General features: G+C 59.3%; 16 protein-coding genes and 5 tRNA genes. 8 read left to right on the forward strand and 13 right to left on the reverse strand.

Annotated elements, in window-relative coordinates; genetic code table 11:
- Positions 1 to 9: 9 nt before the first annotated feature.
- Entirely contained in the window at positions 10 to 1,815 is a 1,806-nt protein-coding gene (gene recJ, locus JTP94_RS21195) for a single-stranded-DNA-specific exonuclease RecJ (RefSeq protein WP_210384225.1), read from the forward strand.
- A gap of 78 nt (positions 1,816 to 1,893) precedes the next feature.
- Here the strand turns inward: recJ and JTP94_RS21200 are convergent.
- The 5 genes from JTP94_RS21200 to JTP94_RS21220 form a co-directional block, all read right to left on the reverse strand.
- Positions 1,894 to 1,968: transfer RNA gene (locus tag JTP94_RS21200), tRNA-Glu, on the reverse strand.
- 119 nt (positions 1,969 to 2,087) lie between these two features.
- Positions 2,088 to 2,162: transfer RNA gene (locus JTP94_RS21205), tRNA-Glu, on the reverse strand.
- An 84-nt stretch (positions 2,163 to 2,246) separates the two neighbouring features.
- Positions 2,247 to 2,321: transfer RNA gene (locus tag JTP94_RS21210), tRNA-Glu, on the reverse strand.
- 169 nt (positions 2,322 to 2,490) lie between these two features.
- The gene (locus JTP94_RS21215; protein WP_246755157.1) at positions 2,491 to 3,228 is read right to left on the reverse strand and encodes a hypothetical protein; all 738 of its coding nucleotides are present in this window, start codon (positions 3,226 to 3,228) and stop codon (positions 2,491 to 2,493) included.
- A 265-nt stretch (positions 3,229 to 3,493) separates the two neighbouring features.
- Positions 3,494 to 3,934 carry a VOC family protein gene (locus JTP94_RS21220; protein ID WP_204852456.1) on the reverse strand — a complete coding sequence of 147 codons (441 nt, stop codon included), beginning with the start codon at positions 3,932 to 3,934 and terminating at the stop codon, positions 3,494 to 3,496.
- A 196-nt stretch (positions 3,935 to 4,130) separates the two neighbouring features.
- Here JTP94_RS21220 and JTP94_RS21225 point away from each other — a divergent pair, with 196 nt between their 5' ends.
- The 5 genes from JTP94_RS21225 (at position 4,131) to JTP94_RS21245 (ending at position 6,105) form a co-directional block, all read left to right on the forward strand.
- Positions 4,131 to 4,709, forward strand: a complete 579-nt coding sequence (locus JTP94_RS21225) for a cold-shock protein (RefSeq protein WP_204852457.1) — start codon at positions 4,131 to 4,133, stop codon at positions 4,707 to 4,709.
- Between the two features lies 1 nt (position 4,710).
- Positions 4,711 to 5,223 carry a DUF192 domain-containing protein gene (locus tag JTP94_RS21230; RefSeq protein ID WP_204852458.1) on the forward strand — a complete coding sequence of 171 codons (513 nt, stop codon included), beginning with the start codon at positions 4,711 to 4,713 and terminating at the stop codon, positions 5,221 to 5,223.
- Between the two features lie 153 nt (positions 5,224 to 5,376).
- Positions 5,377 to 5,453, forward strand: a tRNA-Pro gene (locus JTP94_RS21235).
- A 178-nt stretch (positions 5,454 to 5,631) separates the two neighbouring features.
- Positions 5,632 to 5,937 carry an ETC complex I subunit gene (locus JTP94_RS21240; RefSeq protein ID WP_092573687.1) on the forward strand — a complete coding sequence of 102 codons (306 nt, stop codon included), beginning with the start codon at positions 5,632 to 5,634 and terminating at the stop codon, positions 5,935 to 5,937.
- 91 nt (positions 5,938 to 6,028) lie between these two features.
- A tRNA-Arg gene (locus JTP94_RS21245) sits at positions 6,029 to 6,105 on the forward strand.
- 45 nt (positions 6,106 to 6,150) lie between these two features.
- On the opposite strand, the gene JTP94_RS21250 is transcribed toward JTP94_RS21245, so the two are convergent.
- A complete protein-coding gene (locus JTP94_RS21250; RefSeq protein WP_204852459.1) occupies positions 6,151 to 6,312 on the reverse strand; it encodes a hypothetical protein in 162 nt (53 codons plus the stop codon).
- A 91-nt stretch (positions 6,313 to 6,403) separates the two neighbouring features.
- Positions 6,404 to 7,012 (reverse strand): LysE family translocator, encoded by a 609-nt coding sequence (locus JTP94_RS21255; RefSeq protein WP_204852460.1) that lies wholly within the window; start codon positions 7,010 to 7,012, stop codon positions 6,404 to 6,406.
- Between the two features lie 104 nt (positions 7,013 to 7,116).
- Here JTP94_RS21255 and JTP94_RS21260 point away from each other — a divergent pair, with 104 nt between their 5' ends.
- Positions 7,117 to 7,584 carry an Lrp/AsnC family transcriptional regulator gene (locus JTP94_RS21260; RefSeq protein ID WP_204852461.1) on the forward strand — a complete coding sequence of 156 codons (468 nt, stop codon included), beginning with the start codon at positions 7,117 to 7,119 and terminating at the stop codon, positions 7,582 to 7,584.
- 103 nt (positions 7,585 to 7,687) lie between these two features.
- Here the strand turns inward: JTP94_RS21260 and JTP94_RS21265 are convergent, their stop codons facing one another.
- From JTP94_RS21265 to JTP94_RS21280, 4 genes are all read right to left on the reverse strand, one after another.
- Complete coding sequence (locus tag JTP94_RS21265) at positions 7,688 to 8,461, reverse strand: amino acid ABC transporter ATP-binding protein (protein WP_204852462.1); 774 nt, start codon at positions 8,459 to 8,461, stop codon at positions 7,688 to 7,690.
- A gap of 18 nt (positions 8,462 to 8,479) precedes the next feature.
- Positions 8,480 to 9,634 (reverse strand): amino acid ABC transporter permease, encoded by a 1,155-nt coding sequence (locus JTP94_RS21270; protein ID WP_204852463.1) that lies wholly within the window; start codon positions 9,632 to 9,634, stop codon positions 8,480 to 8,482.
- A gap of 1 nt (position 9,635) precedes the next feature.
- Positions 9,636 to 10,826: an amino acid ABC transporter permease gene (locus JTP94_RS21275; protein WP_204852464.1), complete on the reverse strand. Its 1,191-nt coding sequence runs from the start codon at positions 10,824 to 10,826 to the stop codon at positions 9,636 to 9,638.
- A gap of 94 nt (positions 10,827 to 10,920) precedes the next feature.
- The gene (locus JTP94_RS21280) at positions 10,921 to 11,946 is read right to left on the reverse strand and encodes an amino acid ABC transporter substrate-binding protein (RefSeq protein WP_204852465.1); all 1,026 of its coding nucleotides are present in this window, start codon (positions 11,944 to 11,946) and stop codon (positions 10,921 to 10,923) included.
- 372 nt (positions 11,947 to 12,318) lie between these two features.
- Between JTP94_RS21280 and JTP94_RS21285 the strand changes: the two genes are divergently transcribed.
- Positions 12,319 to 13,509 carry a cystathionine beta-lyase gene (locus tag JTP94_RS21285; protein ID WP_204852466.1) on the forward strand — a complete coding sequence of 397 codons (1,191 nt, stop codon included), beginning with the start codon at positions 12,319 to 12,321 and terminating at the stop codon, positions 13,507 to 13,509.
- Here JTP94_RS21285 and JTP94_RS21290 read toward each other — a convergent pair whose 3' ends face one another.
- Both JTP94_RS21290 and JTP94_RS21295 read right to left on the reverse strand, forming a co-directional pair.
- Positions 13,510 to 14,673 (reverse strand): FAD-dependent monooxygenase, encoded by a 1,164-nt coding sequence (locus JTP94_RS21290; protein WP_204852467.1) that lies wholly within the window; start codon positions 14,671 to 14,673, stop codon positions 13,510 to 13,512.
- Between the two features lie 30 nt (positions 14,674 to 14,703).
- Positions 14,704 to 14,949: a zinc-finger domain-containing protein gene (locus JTP94_RS21295; RefSeq protein ID WP_204852468.1), complete on the reverse strand. Its 246-nt coding sequence runs from the start codon at positions 14,947 to 14,949 to the stop codon at positions 14,704 to 14,706.
- Positions 14,950 to 15,123: the final 174 nt, after the last annotated feature.

Raw genomic sequence — 15,123 nt, forward strand, 5'->3', positions numbered from 1 at the left:
TTGGGAGAGATGGTGGAGCAACCGGTTGATCCAGTTCAACGGGCCTTTCTGGGCGTGGAGCGCTCGGTTTCCGGCAATCGCTGGGTTTCCCGGCTCGACCAGGCCGGTCAGAACAGGGCGCTGGCCATCGCGCAGGTGCATGGCCTGCCGGAGCTGATCGCCCGCGTGCTTGCCGGCCGTGGCGTCGGTATCGACGAGGCCATGGCCTTCCTCGACCCGACGATCCGTACCCTGATGCCGGATCCGTATCTGCTGACCGACTGCGAAAAAGCGGCTCAGCGCCTCCTGCATGCGATCAAGGCGGGCGAGACCGTCGCGATCTTCGGAGACTATGATGTCGATGGCGCCGCCTCGTCAGCGCTGCTCTATCGCTTTCTGACCCATTTCGGCGTGCCTGCCAGCATCTACATCCCCGATCGCATCTTCGAAGGCTACGGCCCCAATCCCAACGCCATCAATCAACTCATCGACAACGGCGCGACGCTGATCGCGACAGTCGATTGCGGCTCCACCAGTTTTGATGCGCTGGAGGCGGCAAGCGCGCGCAATATCGATGTCGTCGTCATCGATCACCACCAGGTCGCGCACGAATTGCCGCCATGCCATGCGCTGGTCAATCCGAACCGTGAGGATGATCTGTCCGGGCAGGGGCACCTCTGCGCTGCCGGCGTCGTCTTCCTGGTTCTGGTTGCTGCCTTGCGTCAGCTGCGTGAAGCAGGCGATTCCCGGGTTCGTTCCGTGGATCTGCTCGCCTGGCTCGATATCGTCGCGCTGGCGACGGTCTGCGATGTCGTGCCGCTGAAGGGCCTCAACCGCGCCTATGTCGTCAAGGGCCTGATCGCTGCCCGTCATCAGGGCAATCCCGGGCTTGCCGCTCTGTTTCGCAAGGCAGGGCTTGGTGGCCCGGTGACGCCCTATCATTTCGGCTTCCTGATCGGCCCGCGCATCAATGCCGGCGGCCGCATCGGTGACGCAGCACTCGGCGCACGTTTGCTGACGCTTGACGATACCGCAGAAGCCGAGACGATCGCCGCCAAGCTCGACGAGCTCAACCGCGAACGGCAGGCCATGGAGGCCGCCATGCTGCAGGAGGCGGAGGGCGAAACCCTGGCGGAATACGGCAATGGTGACGGCGCTTCCGTCATCATCACGGCGCGGGAGAACTGGCACCCGGGAATCGTCGGTCTAATCGCGTCGCGCCTGAAGGACAAGTTTCGCCGGCCTGCCTTCGCGATTGCCTTTGATTCGTCCGGCAAGGGCACCGGTTCCGGCCGGTCGATCAACGGCTTCGACATGGGTCGCATGGTCCGCGCCGCCGTCGACGCCGGCCTGCTGGTCAAGGGCGGTGGCCATGCGATGGCAGCCGGCTTGACGGTGGAGCGTAGCAATCTGGGAAAACTGCGCGCCTTCTTCACCGAGAAGGCGGAAAAGCAGGTTGCCGGGCTGGTGGCCAACGAAACGCTGAAGATCGACGGCGCGCTCGGCGCAAGCGGTGCGACCGTGGACCTGATAGACAGGCTCGAAACCGCCGGTCCTTACGGCTCTGGCCATCCGCAGCCCGTCTTTGCCCTGCCGAGCCACCGGCTGCGCGATTCGCGCCTTGTCGGCCAATCGCATATCAAGGTCACGCTGGAAGCGCAGGATGGCGGCCGGGTGGAGGGCATAGCCTTTCGCGCGGCAGAGACGCCTCTAGGCGAGTTGCTGCTGTCTTCCCGTGGCGCGCAGATCCATGTTGCCGGCACGCTCGGCGCCGATCATTGGCAAGGGAGCCGGCGCGTGCAGCTTCGCGTCACAGACGCGGCCAAGGCACCCTGATCAATGGAAGAGATCGCGTTGGCGGGGAACGCCAGCGAAAATAGCGACATAAATTCAAAGATTTCGGGGGAGAGACAGTGGCACGCCCTAGGGGAGTCGAACCCCTCTTTACAGAATGAAAATCTGTCGTCCTAACCGATAGACGAAGGGCGCGTGCTGTGGCGCCCTTATAGTCAGCACCTTTTGTTCCCGCAAGCGGAAAATCGAGAAAAATCCACGACTAGACGCAGATTTTTCGAGGCGATTGTGGAAAACGTCGGGACATCGCGATCTGGTACGCCCTAGGGGAGTCGAACCCCTCTTTACAGAATGAGAATCTGTCGTCCTAACCGATAGACGAAGGGCGCAGGCCATGTGAGCTACATAGGAATAGCGCATTGCGTCCGCAAGCGGAAGCTCGATTAACTCATTGCTGGTCGGGAGAACAACAGTGGCACGCCCTAGGGGAGTCGAACCCCTCTTTACAGAATGAAAATCTGTCGTCCTAACCGATAGACGAAGGGCGCGTGCTGTTGTGTGGCGCGCTTATAGCGGGGTGATTTCATTCCCGCAAGCGGCAATTTTGCTTTTTTGTGGAAAAAATGACAGATGAGTGAAACCGCCGCCGTGCTCGAATAAGCGAGATTTAACAGGATGTTACCGGCGGTAGCCGAGGTTGCCTGGAAACGGCCGCCTTTACTGGCCGCTTCCGTTTTGTATCGGCTGCACCATCAGTTTGCCGTCCTTGCCCTGGTTCTTCGATGCAATGAAGTTCGCCAGCATCGCTGCTTCCTTGCTGTCCAGCTTGCGAATGTTGGAGCCGGGTAGGGGCATGATTTTCGAAGGCGTCGCATCGGCCGTCGGCTTCATGGGGTTCGGAGAAGTGGAGGCGGCGGCATTGCGGATGACGGGCGGAGGCAGAATGGCCTCCGAGGTCCTGTCGGTCGGCGCGCCCATGTTGCCCGCTTGCGGCGCAATGGTCTGCACAGCGCTCGGCGGCATGCTGTAGACGCTGCGCATCATCGGCGTGATTCCTTGGCCGCCTGCGCCAGGCTGGGTCGTTGCCAAGGTCCCGTCTGGATTGACGGCGATCGGCGGCGGGGTCGAATAGATGCTGCTCCTGTTCGCATTGACGGCGGTCGGTTGCGTGACCAGGCCGGCAATGCTTGCGGGCGCATCCGAAGGCGTGGGCGTTGGTGCAGCGGGGTAGAGGGCCTGGTTCTGTTCGGCGATCACCTGCTGCCGCGTGCCGCTGACGCTGTGGACCAGCGGGTCGCGATAGGCGACATCGCCCTTCTGCCGTCGCGCTTCAGCCTTGCTGTTCAAGGTGGCTGCGAGCTGTTCAGCCGTTGTCGGCGGCTGCGGAGCGGCCTCCGATGTCTCTTTCGGCTTCGTATCGGTGGTCGCGCAGCCGGCAATCATCACAAATGACATGACGACCGCAATAGTGCTTGCTAGCTTCTTCCCGCCGTATAAAATCTGTTGATCGCACAAAGGACGTTCCCCGCAAAAAAGGTTTGCATCGGAACGGCCTCCTGCGAGGGACGACGATATCGCACGCGCTGACTGAGAACGATGGCGGCGCGATATCCGATGCATGATGCTTCGAGTCGTCCAAGCATGCCGGAGGATGGGCATGGGCGGCAAGCGCGAAACGGATGGCTCCGCGCGTGCCGTAAGCCTCGCGAAAGCTTGCGCCTTACCAGGAGCCGGTGTTGGGCAACGAAGCCCATGGCTCGGACGAGGGAAGATTGGCGCCCTTCTGCAGGATCTCGATGGATATGCCGTCCGGAGAACGCACGAACGCCATGTGGCCGTCACGCGGTGGCCGGTTGATCGTGATGCCGCTGTCCATGAGCTTCTGGCAGGTCGCGTAGATATCGTCGACCTCATAGGCAAGGTGGCCGAAGTTGCGTCCTCCGGTATATTCCTCCGGATCCCAGTTGTAGGTCAGTTCCAGGCTGGGGGCGCCGTTGCTCCGGGATGATTCGGCATCCTCGCCGGCAGCAAGGAATACGAGTGTGTAGCGACCCTTCTCGTTCTCATAACGGCGGGTTTCGGTGAGGCCGAACAGGGTGCTATAAAAATGCAGCGAGGCGTCCAGATCGGTCACGCGGACCATTGTGTGGAGATAACGCATTCTATTTCCTCTCTTAATGTTGGGCTGGGCCGATCTTGGATCGCGACACCAGCTTCGCGCAAGTCTTTGCGGGATAATCTAAGGGTGGGAATAAAGAAAACTAGGACTTGCGCTTTTCCGTTACCAAGATGTTAATCTTGATATCAGGGAATCAGTTAACCGTAACAGTGTGACGCGTAATCGAGGGCTGGCTAGGATGGGTGACAGAATTTCATCGAAGGGAGTTGACGACTTCGAGGAGATGTCGGGCGATACCGTCGAGCTCATCGAGATCTCGGGCGTTGTCAAGTGGTTCGATGTCGCCAAAGGGTTCGGTTTTATCGTGCCTGACAACGGCATGCAGGATGTGCTGCTGCACGTGACGTGCCTGCGGCGGGACGGTTATCAGACGATTCTCGAAGGAACCCGCATCGTGGCGCTGATCCAGCGCAGGGAGCGGGGCTATCAGGCCTTCAAGATCCTCTCCATGGATCAATCGACTGCCGTGCATCCGTCGCAGATGCCGCCGGTGCGCACGCATGTGCAGGTAACGGCAACCAGTGGCCTGGAACGTGCCCTGGTCAAGTGGTTCAACCGCACCAAGGGCTTCGGCTTCCTGACGCGGGGCGAGGGCACGGAGGATATCTTCGTGCATATGGAAACGCTGCGTCGGTTCGGCCTGGCGGAGCTGCGGCCGGGGCAGGTGGTGCTTGTCCGCTTCGGACCCGGCGAGAAGGGTCTGATGGCAGCGGAAATTCACCCGGATGCACCGAGCCCGGCAACACGGCCGCACTAATATGACCGGAGATTTGTTTCTCAGAGTTTTGAAAAGCGCCGTCGTGGCGCTTTTTCTCGTTGGAGCTACCGCTCCGTATTCCTTCGCGGCGCAGACGGCAAGCCAGCAGTCGATGGCATTCGATTCGGAACCGCTGACGATCGCATCGGCCAGTGGCGCGACGCATAAACTCACCGTGGAACTGGCCCTGACGCCGCCGCAGCTGGAATTCGGCCTCATGTATCGTGACAGGATGCCCGCCGATCACGGCATGCTGTTCGATTTCGGCACGTCGCGGCCCGTCATGATGTGGATGAAGAACACCAAGCTGGCGCTCGACATGCTCTTCCTGGACAAGACCGGCGTGGTTACCCACATTCAGGAGAACGCCGTGCCCTATTCCGAAGCGATCATCAATTCCAATGGGCCGGTTGCCTACGTCATCGAGCTGAATGGTGGAATTGTCAAAAAGCTCGGCCTTGCCGTCGGCGATAAGGCAACGAGCGCCACCATTTCGGCAAAACTGAACAAATAGGTTTTCACCAGGAAGAACTGCCCGGCACGATTTTAGCTGTTGCAGCGTGCAGATGAACCGTGTATCTCCGCACTCGTTCCGCTAGACGAGTGTCAGGCGGTGCAACGTGATCCCCGCGGAAATGCAATGTTCCACGGGATCATGCTTGAGGTACGGAGTGTAGCGCAGTCTGGTAGCGCATCTGGTTTGGGACCAGAGGGTCGGGAGTTCGAATCTCTCCACTCCGACCACTTTAAAATCCCCCATCAATATCGATGAATTCGCGCTGATACCGGCCGCGTTTTCGCTTGAAAACAAAGGGATTCGCGGCTAAGCAAAGGTCGTGTTCGCTCGATCTTCAAGGATCGAGCCAAGGCAAGAGAAGCAAAGAAGCGGGTTGCTCCCGCTTTATTCGGAGGCGCTGCAGCAATGCCTGCCAAGATTTATCGTCCCGCAAAGACCGCCATGCAGTCCGGCAAGGCCAAGACCAATGTTTGGGTTCTCGAATTCGATCAGGAGATCCCGCGCAAGATCGATCCGATCATGGGCTACACGTCTTCGGCCGACACGCGCCAGCAGCTCAAGCTGACTTTCGATACGCAGGAGCTGGCCGAGGCCTATGCTCAGCGCGAAGGCATAGAATACCGCGTCATCGCCCCCAAGGATCCCACGCGCCAGACGGTTTCCTATTCCGATAATTTCCGTTACTCGCGCATCCAGCCCTGGACACACTGAAACAGGCGCTTATTGAAACCGCTGCCCATTGAGTTTGACGGCGGTTTCAGGCATGTGTTGTCCGCCGCAAACAACTTGCGGCTCGGCTCAAGGCCCCTTAGCTCAGCTGGATAGAGCACCTGCCTTCTAAGCAGGTGGTCGCAGGTTCGAATCCTGCAGGGGTCGCCAATCCTCTCCGATTTTTTTCTGGACGCCGTTTGCGCTGCGCTACCCTCATTTCGTGGCCGCCAGCCAGCCGCCGGCATCTTTCGGCCTCGTCGCGTCGACTGCCATCTGGAAGAGATCGTAGCCGGTCATTACCCCGGCCAGTTTTATGACGACGATGGCCGCGCTTAACAGCGCGAGCGCACCGATGATCCTGTCGCTTTTCTTCACGGCCCGCTTCCCTGACGCCTCGTGAATGCCGCGTGTTTTTCGCGGTGGTCAACAGTATATCGCGTTCTGCGTGAAGCGCTACGTGGCTTGTTTACGTCGCCAGTCGCCCGGCGGCGATCAGCAGAAGGCCGCCGGCGATGCCTTCGGTCCATCTTCGACCGCGATCGGTGAGGCTTCTCCGAGAACCGACTGCCGCGATGGCGATGCTAAGGAGCGCATAGAAGAGCCCGCACAGCCCAATGAAGAGTGCGGATAGGATGCTCGCCTGCAGGGCGACGCTCCCATCGTGTTTTATGAACTGCGGCAGGATGGCGAAATAGATCATCATGCCCTTGGGATTGAGAACGGCCGTCAGGAAGGCGCGCCGAAACGTGTGCGTTGCCGAAGCCGACGGCCGCGCGGCTTTCCCGGCTTTGAGCGAGGATGCGATCAGTCGAGACGCGAGGTAGGCGAGATATGCGATACCCAGCCAACGCAGGAGCATGAAGAGGGCGGGAGAGGCGGCGATGATGGCCGCCAGGCCGAGGGCCGTGAGCGTCGAATGGACGACATAGCCGATGCAGATGCCCGCCGTCGAGCGCAGCCCGGCCGCCACGCCGCCGGACATGGTTTGCGATGCCACGAACAGCATGTCCGGCCTCGGCGTGCAGATGAGGGGCAGGACAGTGCCCGCAAAGAGAAGAAGCTCGATGTTTTCCATGAATGGCAGCCTAAAGGCCTGGCGAGGCAATCGGCTTGCGAAGATGTCAATTCTGATTGATTAATTGGCATTCAAATCCACAATTGCGCCCCTGTTGATAGAGAGTGCCAATGCGACTGGACGAGATCGATAGACGTATTTTGCGCGCGCTGCAGCGCGACGGGCGAATTCAGAATGTGGAATTGGCAAAGGAGGTGGGGCTGTCTCCATCGCCCTGCCTGCGGCGCGTGAAGCTTCTCGAGGATGCCGGCATGATCGACCGCTATGTGGCCGTTCTCAATCCGGCCAAGGTCGGGCTGCCGCTATCCATGTTTGCCCGCGTCTGGCTGACGGCCCAGGATGCAGAAACGATCGATCGCTTCATAGCGGCAATGAAGAAGCTGCCTGAGGTGATGGAATGCTACATCATGCTTGGCGAAAGCGACGCGCTGCTGCGTGTCGCCGTGTCCGATCTCGACGATTACAGACAGTTTCAATCCACGCATCTGACGAAGGTCAACGGCATCCAGAACGTCAAGACCGATGTGCCAAGCCAAATCGTCAAGCAGACCTACGCCTTGCCTTTGCGCTGACAGGCTCGGTCTTGCCGCAATTTTCTCTAGGTGCAGATATTTATGAAAAACCCGCCGGCTGGGATACAGCCGACGGGTTTTCGTTTTGAACAACAATGTCAGCTTAGTGCAGGATCTGGCTGAGGAAGAGCTTGGTGCGCTCATGCTGCGGATTGTCGAAGAACTCCTTCGGCGAGTTCTGTTCGACGATCTGGCCCTGGTCCATGAAGATGACGCGGTTGGCGACCTGGCGTGCAAAGCCCATTTCATGGGTGACGCAAAGCATGGTCATGCCTTCCTCGGCAAGACCCACCATGGTGTCGAGCACTTCCTTGATCATTTCCGGATCGAGCGCCGAGGTCGGTTCATCGAACAACATGATCTTCGGGTTCATGCAGAGCGAGCGGGCGATGGCCACGCGCTGTTGCTGGCCGCCCGAAAGCTGGCCCGGATATTTCTTCGCCTGCTCCGGGATCTTGACGCGCTTCAGGAAGTGCATTGCGACTTCTTCCGCCTGCTTCTTCGGCATCTTGCGCACCCAGATCGGCGCCAGCGTGCAGTTTTCCAGGATCGTCAGGTGCGGGAAGAGGTTGAAGTGCTGGAACACCATGCCGACTTCGCGGCGCACTTCGTCGATCTTCTTCAGATCGTTGGTGAGCTCTGTGCCGTCGACGAAGATATTACCCTTCTGGTGTTCTTCCAGCCGGTTGATACAGCGGATCATCGTCGATTTGCCCGAGCCCGACGGGCCGGCGATGACGATGCGCTCGCCGCGCATGACCTTGAGGTTGATATCGCGCAGTACGTGGAAATCGCCGTACCACTTGTTCATGTTGATCATTTCAACCGCGACTTCCGTATCGGAAATGGTCAGTTTTTTAGGTTGGGCGTCAGCCATAGTATTTTCCCTCAGTTTTTATCGTTTGTGGCCAGTGTCGAGATGGCGTTCCATGAAGCCTGAATAGCGCGACATGCCGAAGCAGAACAGCCAGAAAAGGAAACCGGCGAAGACCAGGCCCGTGATCGGTGTCACGGGGCTCGCCCAGTTCGCGTCGGAGAAATTCTGGCGGACGATGCCGAGCAGATCGAACATGCTGATGATCGACACCAGCGACGTGTCCTTGAACATGCCGATGAAGGTGTTGACGATGCCGGGGATGACCAGCTTGATCGCCTGCGGCAACACGATCAGCCGCATCTTCTGCCAATAGCCGAGGCCGAGCGAATCGGCGCCTTCGAACTGGCCTTTCGGCACTGCCTGCAGGCCGCCGCGGAAGACTTCAGCCATATAGGCCGAGGTGAAGATCGAAACGCCGATCACGGCGCGTAGCAGCTTGTCCACCGTCCAGCCGTGCGGCAGGAAGAGCGGCAGCATGACGCTGGCCATGAACAGCACTGTGATCAGCGGAATGCCGCGGATGACTTCGATGAAGAGGACGCACAGCATGCGGATGACCGGCATTTTCGAACGCCGACCGAGCGCAAGCAGGATGCCCAAAGGAAACGACACCACGATCGCGACAAAGCAAAGCACCAGATTCACCATCAGGCCGCCCCACTTCTGCGTTTCCACCACCTCGAGGCCGAAGCCGCCATAAAGCAGGAAAAACGATACGATGGGGAGCACGATGAAGGCCAGGATGGCATTCAGTCCCTTCCTCGGAAAGGACGGTATCATCATCGGCGCGATGGTGAGAATGGCGAGAACGGCGACGAGCGCCGGTCGCCAACGTTCCTCCGGCGTGTAGAGGCCGACCATGAAGATCGTGAATTTCGAGTAGACGAATGCCCAGCAAGCGCCGCTCCAGCCGTCCGGCTGCGTTCCGCCCTGCACGGTCGTCGCGCAGACGGTGCGACCGGTTCCGGTCCAGGCAGCCTGAATGAACAGCCAGTTGACGATATGCGGAATGGCCCAGGCAAGGAGGGCAATGGCAAGGATGGTCAGGACCACATCCTTCGGTGTCGCCATTAGATTTTTCCGGATCCAGTGAGCGGCGCCCTTTTCGCCCGCCGGAGCCGGCTGCGGCGGAAGAATGGTTTTGCTGACAAAGTTTTGGCTTGCGTTGGACATCTTATCTCTCCACCAAAGCCATCTTGGCATTGAACCAGTTCATAAACAGCGAGGTCGCGATGCTCAGCGTAAGGTAGACAACCATCCAGATGATGAACGTTTCGATCGCGCGGCCGGACTGATTGAGAATAACGCCGCCAACGGCGACCAGATCGGCATAGCCGATGGCAATCGCGAGCGAAGAGTTTTTCGTCAGGTTCAGATACTGGCTGCTCAACGGCGGGATGATGATGCGCATTGCCTGTGGGATGACGACAAGTCGGGTGATGGCGGAAGGGCGAAGACCAAGCGCGCCAGCGGCTTCCGATTGGCCCTTGGCTACGGCGCGAATACCGCCGCGGACGATCTCGGCGATGTAGGAAGCCGTGTAGAAGGAAAGCGCCAGGAACAGGGACATGAATTCCGGCCCGACGACGAAACCGCCCGTCAGGTTGAATTTGCCGGCGATGGGATAGTCAAAGGTAAGCGGCATGCCGGACGCAAGGAAGGTCAGAAGCGGCAAGCCAACGAGCAGAGCGATCGACACCCAGATGGTGTGAAATTGCTGGCCGGTGGCTTCCTGGCGCTTGTGCGCCCAGCGCGCCAGGAAAAATACGGCGACGATGGCAATGATGAACGCCAAGCCGACCGCCCACATGCCGGCGCCGAAAATCGGGCTCGGAAAGGCGAGGCCGCGATTGCTGAGATAGCTGGAAAACGGCAGGTGCAGGGCATCACGAGCCTGCGGCAGCAGCACCAGCACGCCGCTATACCAGAAGAAGATGACGAGCAGCGGCGGAATATTGCGGAAGATCTCGACATAGGCCTGGCAGAGCTTCGCGATCAGCCAATTCCGCGAAAGCCGGCCTATACCGATGATGAAGCCGATGATCGTCGCCGCGATGATGCCCGTTATCGCGATGAGAAGCGTATTGAGCAGGCCGACAATGAGCGCGGTGGTATTGGTGGAGTCGCCCGAAAAAGGAATCAGGGCCTGTCCGAGATTGAAACCGGCGCGTCCTTGGAGGAAGCTGAACCCAAAGGGTTGGTTTGTCGCGCGCAGATTATCGACGGTGTTGTAGAGGATGAACGCACCGCCGGCCAACAAAATCAGGATGGTAATGACCTGATAAAACAGACCCCGGACCTTGGGATTGTATATCGCAGATGCGAATGAGCGTTCGCCTTCAGGCGAATTTGTAGCAATTGCCATGCGGAATTTTTTCCCCAGTACGCCCGTTTCGGGCTTGTTTTCTTAAAAGAGAAAGGCGGAGGCCGCCTTTCTCATAAAGCATGCGGTGCGCGGCTTAGCGGACCGGCGGTGCGTACTGGATGCCGCCCTTGTTCCACAGCGCGTTCAGGCCGCGAGCGATCTTCAGCGGGCTGCCTGCGCCGATGTTGCGGTCGAAGACTTCGCCGTAGTTGCCGACGCCCTTGATGACGTTGTAGGCCCAGTCGTTGGCTAGGCCGATGTCGGTGCCGATCGTCGAACCCTGCTCAGCGCCGAGGAAGCGCTTGATATCCGGGTTTGCCGAACCCTTCATCTCGTCGACGTTCTTCTGCGTGATGCCGAATTCTTCGGCGTTGATCAGCGCGTAAGCGGTCCAGCTGATGATGTCGAACCACTGCTCATCGCCCTGGCGAACGGCCGGTCCGAGCGGCTCCTTCGAGATGATCTCCGGCAGAACAACGTTGTCGTCGGGGTTCTTCAGCGTCAGACGCAGCGAATAGAGGCCGGACTGGTCGGTGGTGTAGACGTCGCAACGACCGGAATCATAGGCAGCGTTGACTTCTTCGAGTTTGTCGAAGACCACCGGATTGTACTGAAGGTTATTGGCCTTGAAGTAGTCGGCGAGGTTGAGTTCCGTCGTCGTGCCGGACTGGACGCAGACAGCGGCGCCGGAGAGTTCCAGAGCCGACTTGACGTTCAGTTCCTTGCGGACCATGAAGCCTTGGCCGTCATAGTAGGTGATCGGGCGGAAGTTAAGACCGAGCGCCGTATCACGGTTGATGGTCCAGGTCGTGTTGCGCGACAGCAGATCGACTTCGCCGGACTGCAGCGCGGTGAAGCGATCCTTGGAGCTGAGGGGGGTGTACTTGACCTTGGTCGCGTCTCCGAAGACAGCCGAAGCGACAGCCTTGCAGAAGTCGACGTCGAAACCGGCCCAGTTACCGGATGCGTCTGGCTGTGCGAAGCCAAGAAGACCCGTATTCACGCCGCATTGAATGAAGCCCTTCGCCTTCACGTCGCTCAGCGTCGATGCCGACGCGCCGGAAGCGGTGTATGCCAATGCCGCGGCTCCGAGGAGTACGGACAGCGCAAACTTTTTCATCTTTCCCTACCTTTGACTATTGTTTTATAGTTAAAATGTATCGCTCCCGAAGCAGGTTCCCGGAGAACCACGTTCCCTCACTCTCCCGGTGCGAGTGGTCCTATCACAGTCGTAAATGGTTTTGCGGTCAAGACATTGCCCCGATTATTGCGGATTTATTCGGCATTTTCGCCCGGGGCGGTCGAAAAATGAGCGTTTGGCGTCAAAATAGGCGGCATTTTGCCAAAAAACTGCGCGAAAATGGAGGTTGTCGGCTGTTTTCGTTACTTTAGCCTTCTAATAATATGAGGGACTTAAACGGATCGGGGTTGACCCAACTGGACTTGCTCGCCACAAATCGAGGCTCCTACAGCGCCAAGGGCATATCCGGACATGAAAGACAAAGACACATTCCTGCAGAACGCCGGCATCAACACGCGTTTATCCCACATCGGTAATTCGCCGTCCGATTTCCACGGATTCGTCAATCCGCCGGTGGTTCATGCGTCCACGGTGTTGTTTCCGAATGCGCGGACCATGGAAACGCACGACCAGAAATATACCTACGGCACGCGCGGCACGCCGACGACGGATGCGCTTTGCGAGGCGATCGACGCACTGGAGGGATCGGCAGGAACGGTCATCGTGCCGTCGGGGCTTGCGGCTGTCACCATACCTTTTCTTGCGTTTTTATCCGCCGGTGACCATGCGCTGGTCGTTGATTCGGTCTACGGTCCCACGCGCTTCTTCTGCGATACCATGCTGAAGCGCCTCGGCGTCGAGATTGAATACTACGAACCGCTGATCGGCCCCGGCATCGAGCAGCTGATCAGGCCGAACACTAAACTGGTGCATACCGAGGCGCCGGGTTCCAACACCTTCGAAATGCAGGATATTTCTGCAATTTCCACTGCGGCTCACAGGCACGGCTGCGTCGTCACAATGGACAATACCTGGGCGACGCCGCTCTATTTCAGGCCGCTTGATCATGGCGTCGACATCTCGATCCATGCGGTGACCAAATATCCGGCCGGCCACTCCGATATTCTGATGGGAACCGTTTCCGCCAATGCGGCGCATTGGAAGCGGCTGCTGGACGCTCACGGTCAACTCGGCATCTGCGGCGCACCGGATGATGCTTACCAGGTGCTGAAGGGCTTGCGCACCATGGGTGTGCGGCTCCAGCGCCATCAGGAGAGCGCGCTTGCGATCGCCCGATGGCTGGAGGGACGGGAGGAGGTTGCACGCGTATTGCATCCTGCGCTGCCGAGCTTTCCAGGTCATGCAATTTGGAAGCGCGACTTCAAGGGTGCGAGCGGTATCTTCTCTTTCGTCCTGGCTGTCGACAACCCCGAGAAGTTCAAGGCCAAGGCGCATGCCTTCCTCGATGCGCTGCGGATTTTCGGTCTCGGCTATTCCTGGGGCGGCTTCGAAAGCTTGGCATTGCACGTCAACCTCAACGACCGCCGCGTCGCCAGGGCGCCGACGGAGGGGCCGGTATTGCGCCTGCAGATCGGTCTGGAAGATGTCGCCGATCTCAAGGCGGATATCGAAAAGGGCCTGGCGGCAGCCAAGGAGGCTTGATCAGCCGATGGCGCGATAGCCGTAGATCCAGTCCATGTCCGCCGCAAGGCTTTGCGGCGGGCGCAGGGAGAGAACGAGGTCGCGTGCCATCCGTATAGGCCCGCGGGCATGGTAGGCGAATTGATTGAAGGCGGCGCGCTGGCGCAGGCGGGCGATGCGCGGCGCACGATGCTTCTCATAAAGATCGAGTGCTTCAGAGACAGGGCGTGTCGCGAGCATGCCGGCAAGCTCGAACGCATCCTCGATGGCCATGGCCGCGCCTTGGGCGGCGAATGGCATCATCGCATGAGCCGCATCGCCGATCAGGATCGTGTCGCTGCCGTTGTGCCAACGGCCAGGCCCCATCTCATAAAGGGGCCAGAAGCTTGCCTGCTCCTGCGTTTCCAGCATCCGCAGAATTGCGTTGTTCCAGCCGGAAAAGCCGCGCAGCATATTGTCTCTTTGAGCCTTGCTGCCGGTGGCGCTCCAGTCATGGCTCGCACCATTCCCGGAGACGATGGCGACGATGTTGAAGGCGGCGTTTTCCCGGATCGGATAGCAAACGAGGTGGCTGGACGGACCGAGAAACGCCGTGACGCTCGTCTTGTTCAGGATGGCTGGTGCGGAAGCTTCCGGAAGAGTGAAACGCCATGCGATGTTGCCGGAAAAGAGCGGCGAGGGGGCGCCGGGCACCAAGGCTCGCATCTTTGACCAGACGCCGTCGGCGCCGATGACGAGATCGATGTCCCGACCGGCGATCCCATCCAATTCTTGTCTGTCCTTGATATCGATGTGTCGGCCGAGATGCAGCGTGCAAAGCGCGTTGGCCGTCACGGCATCGAGAAGCGCCCTTTGCAGGGTAGCGCGATGCGCCGTGCCGTAGGGAGACCCCCATCGCTGCTTGGCAAAATCGCCGCATGGAACGGATGCGACCGGCCGCAGCGAAGAGCCGGACACCAGCTGCACGTCTTGCGGTTCGAGCCAGATGGGCAGAAGCGCGTCGAGCACGCCGAGCGTATCGAGGATGCGGGAGGCGTTCGGGGAAATCTGCAGGCCGGCGCCAACTTCGGTCAATACGTCCGCTTGTTCGAAAATCTCCGAGCGGATGCCATGCCTTGCCAGCGCCAGCGCCGCCGTCAACCCGGCTATTCCGGCGCCGATGATGGCGGCTGTTTTGATCGGCATTCGGCTATGTCCGATCGCGATCCAGGAGGGTCACGCGGCCTTGAAGTGGAAGACGCAGCCGGGCGGGTTGGTCTGGTCGGCCTTCAGCGACGGATTGTAGCGGTACAGCGTCGAACAGTAGGAGCAGACCTTCTCGCTCTCGTCGCCCAGATCGATGAAGATATGCGGATGATCGTAGGGGACCGAGGCGCCGGTGCACATGAATTCCTTCACGCCGATTTCGATAACGCGGTGTCCGCCATCGTTCTGGAAATGGGGAATATTGTGGCCGGCCATGATGATCTCCAAATGCGTCTTGCCTTGAGCGGCATGAATGTTGCGCCAGACTTGGTAGCCCCTCTTTATAATCCTTCTTGCCGATTGTGTAGTGCGAAAGTCCGGCTCAGCGCAGAGATTTTCGCGAAAGCGGGGTTCACCTGATATCGCCGATAAAATATGGTCCGGCGCCAA

Origin of the sequence: Martinezella lusitana, from assembly GCF_016901135.1 — a bacterium.
GTDB classification, from domain to species: domain Bacteria; phylum Pseudomonadota; class Alphaproteobacteria; order Rhizobiales; family Rhizobiaceae; genus Rhizobium; species Rhizobium lusitanum_D.